The 2,185-nt window shown below is 67.6% G+C and carries 2 protein-coding genes; both read right to left on the bottom strand.

Annotation, left to right across the window (positions count from 1 at the left end; all coding sequences use genetic code 11):
* Positions 1-3: 3 nt before the first annotated feature.
* Positions 4-1,764, bottom strand: a complete 1,761-nt coding sequence (locus ACG2DA_RS22540) for a cation acetate symporter (RefSeq protein ID WP_395258913.1) — start codon at positions 1,762-1,764, stop codon at positions 4-6.
* A 70-nt stretch (positions 1,765-1,834) separates the two neighbouring features.
* The gene (locus tag ACG2DA_RS22535) at positions 1,835-2,158 is read right to left on the bottom strand and encodes a DUF485 domain-containing protein (protein WP_395258912.1); all 324 of its coding nucleotides are present in this window, start codon (positions 2,156-2,158) and stop codon (positions 1,835-1,837) included.
* Positions 2,159-2,185: the final 27 nt, after the last annotated feature.

Below are 2,185 nucleotides of genomic sequence, written 5' to 3'. Positions count from 1 at the left end.
CCGCTACGGAGCAACGGCTTGCCGCTTCTTCGTCAGCAGACTGACGCCCACCAGCGCCGCGAAGCCCAGGGGGATCGTCACGATGCCGGGCTGGGTGAAGGGCGTGAGGGCGTCGGCCGGGTCCAGGCCGTAGACCTTCTCGAAGGTGTCCGAGGACAGCAGGATCCAGGCCAGCGAGCTGACCATGCCGACCGTCACCCCGGCGATCACGCCGCGGGCGGTGGTGCCCCTCCAGAATAAAATGCACACCAGCGCCGGCAGGTTGGCGCTGGCCGCCACGCTGAAGGCCCAGCCGACCAGATAACTCACGTTCATCCCCTGAAAGGCGATCCCCAGCCCGATCGCGATCACGCCGACCGCGACGCTGGCGATCTTCGCCACCCGGACCTGCTGCGAGTCGTTCAGTTCCCACCCCAACCCGTGCGTCATCAGGTCGTGCGAAACCGCCCCGGCGCTGGCGAGGATCAGGCCGGACACCGTCCCCAGCACCGTGGTAAAGGCGACGGCGCTGATGCAGGCGAACAGCCACTCCCCGAAGGTGCGGGCCAGCAGCGGGGCGGCCATGTTGCTGTCGGTCGGGTCCAGCGCCCCGCTGGTCATCGCCCCGAGGCCGATATACAGCGTGAGCACGTAAAAGAACCCGATCACCGCGATGCCCACGATGGTCGATTTCCGAGCCGCCGCGGCGTCCTTGACGGTGTAATACCGAATCAGAATGTGCGGCAGGCTGGCGGTCCCGCAGAACAGGGCCAGCATCAGGGAAAGAAAGTTGATCTTGCCGAGCAGCTCGTCGGATTTGATATCGGCGAACTTCGGGTGGTTGCCGGGGGTGAGCAGCGTGCGGCCGGCGGCGGAGGATTCGCTGATCACCGTCGCGTCCGGGTCGAGCCCCGCCGCGCCTTCGGGCGCCGCGTCGACGGCCCGCGGGAGCAGCATCTCGCCCTCGCCGAAGGTTTGCAGGTATTGTACCGGGCCGAGCGAGCCCTCCGGCGGGGCGGTCGCGGCGCCGGCGGTGTAGCGGCCCAGCGGCAGCGATTCTCCTTCGGAGAGCGGACGAACATCGACCCCGCCGGCGTTCGCGACGACTTCCACCGCGGCACCGTCGGCGGAGACGGCGTACGTCTTCGGCGCCGCGTCGCCTGATTCGTCCAAGCCCCGCCACAAGACAAGCCCCACCAGAATCGTGCTGAACACGACCAACAACCCGCCCTTAATAAACTGCACCCAGGTGGTCGAGACCATCCCCGCGGTCGTCACGATCGCGATCACGACGCTGCCCACCAGCGTGACGCCGACCCAGTGCGGCAGGCCCAAAAGCGGCGTGACCAGCGCCCCGGCGCCGACCATCTGCGGGATCAGATAGAAAATGCTCACCGCCAACGTGGAGAGCCCCGCGGCGACTTTGATGCCCCGCGAATTGAACTTCGCGTCCAAGGCGTCGGCGAAGGTGAATTTCCCCAGGCGCTTCATCGGCTCGGCGATGACGAACAGGGCCACCACCCAGCCGGCGAGGTAGCCGATCGAGTACAGGAAGCCGTCATAGCCGTAAAAAGCGATCATCCCGCAGATGCCCAGGAAGCTCGCCGCGGACAAATAATCCCCGGCGAAGGCCACGCCGTTGACGAACCAGGGGATCTGCCCGTGGGCCGCGAAATAGCCCGCCGCGCCCTTCGTGCGTTTGCCGAGCCACCAGGAGAGGATTAACGTCCCCGCCACGAACAGGGCGAAGATGACGACGGCGGTGAGGGAGGCTTCGTGGTTCATGGCGTAGGGTCCGCTGTGCGGACCGTTCGGAAGAATGGCCGGTCGAGAGAAACGGTCCGCAGAGCGGACCCTACAACTCGTCCCGGGCCAGCACGCCGTACAGCACGGCCATGAACACCGCGATGCCGATCAGCGCGAAGCCGCTCCACACGCTCGCCGGCACGCCGGCCCAGAGCGCTCCCATCCACTCCACATAGAACGCGCTGATCAGCACGAAGCTCGCGTACAGCGAGCCGTACACCGCGAACAGCCCGAGCCCCAGCTTGGCGTTGTAGGTCAGCAGTTCCTCCGGCGGCGGGACCCAGGCCGGTTCGGCCGCGGCCGGGGGGTCGGCGGAGGAGGGAATCTCCGGTCCCGGGTCGGCGGGCAGCGGGGCGGGGCTGGCGGAGGACATCGGAGCGCACGCATACGAGGGGCGGGG

Source organism: Alienimonas sp. DA493 (assembly GCF_043951915.1).
Classification (GTDB): domain Bacteria; phylum Planctomycetota; class Planctomycetia; order Planctomycetales; family Planctomycetaceae; genus Alienimonas.
The sequence above is the reverse complement of the archived record's forward strand: the minus strand, read 5'-3'. Positions and strand labels throughout refer to the sequence as shown.

Excerpts from the sequence above, each read along its gene's own strand:
- ACG2DA_RS22540 (WP_395258913.1), bottom strand. The coding sequence starts at position 1,764 with ATGAACCACGAAGCCTCCCTCACCGCCGTCGTCATCTTCGCCCTGTTC.
- ACG2DA_RS22535 (WP_395258912.1), bottom strand. The coding sequence starts at position 2,158 with ATGTCCTCCGCCAGCCCCGCCCCGCTGCCCGCCGACCCGGGACCGGAG.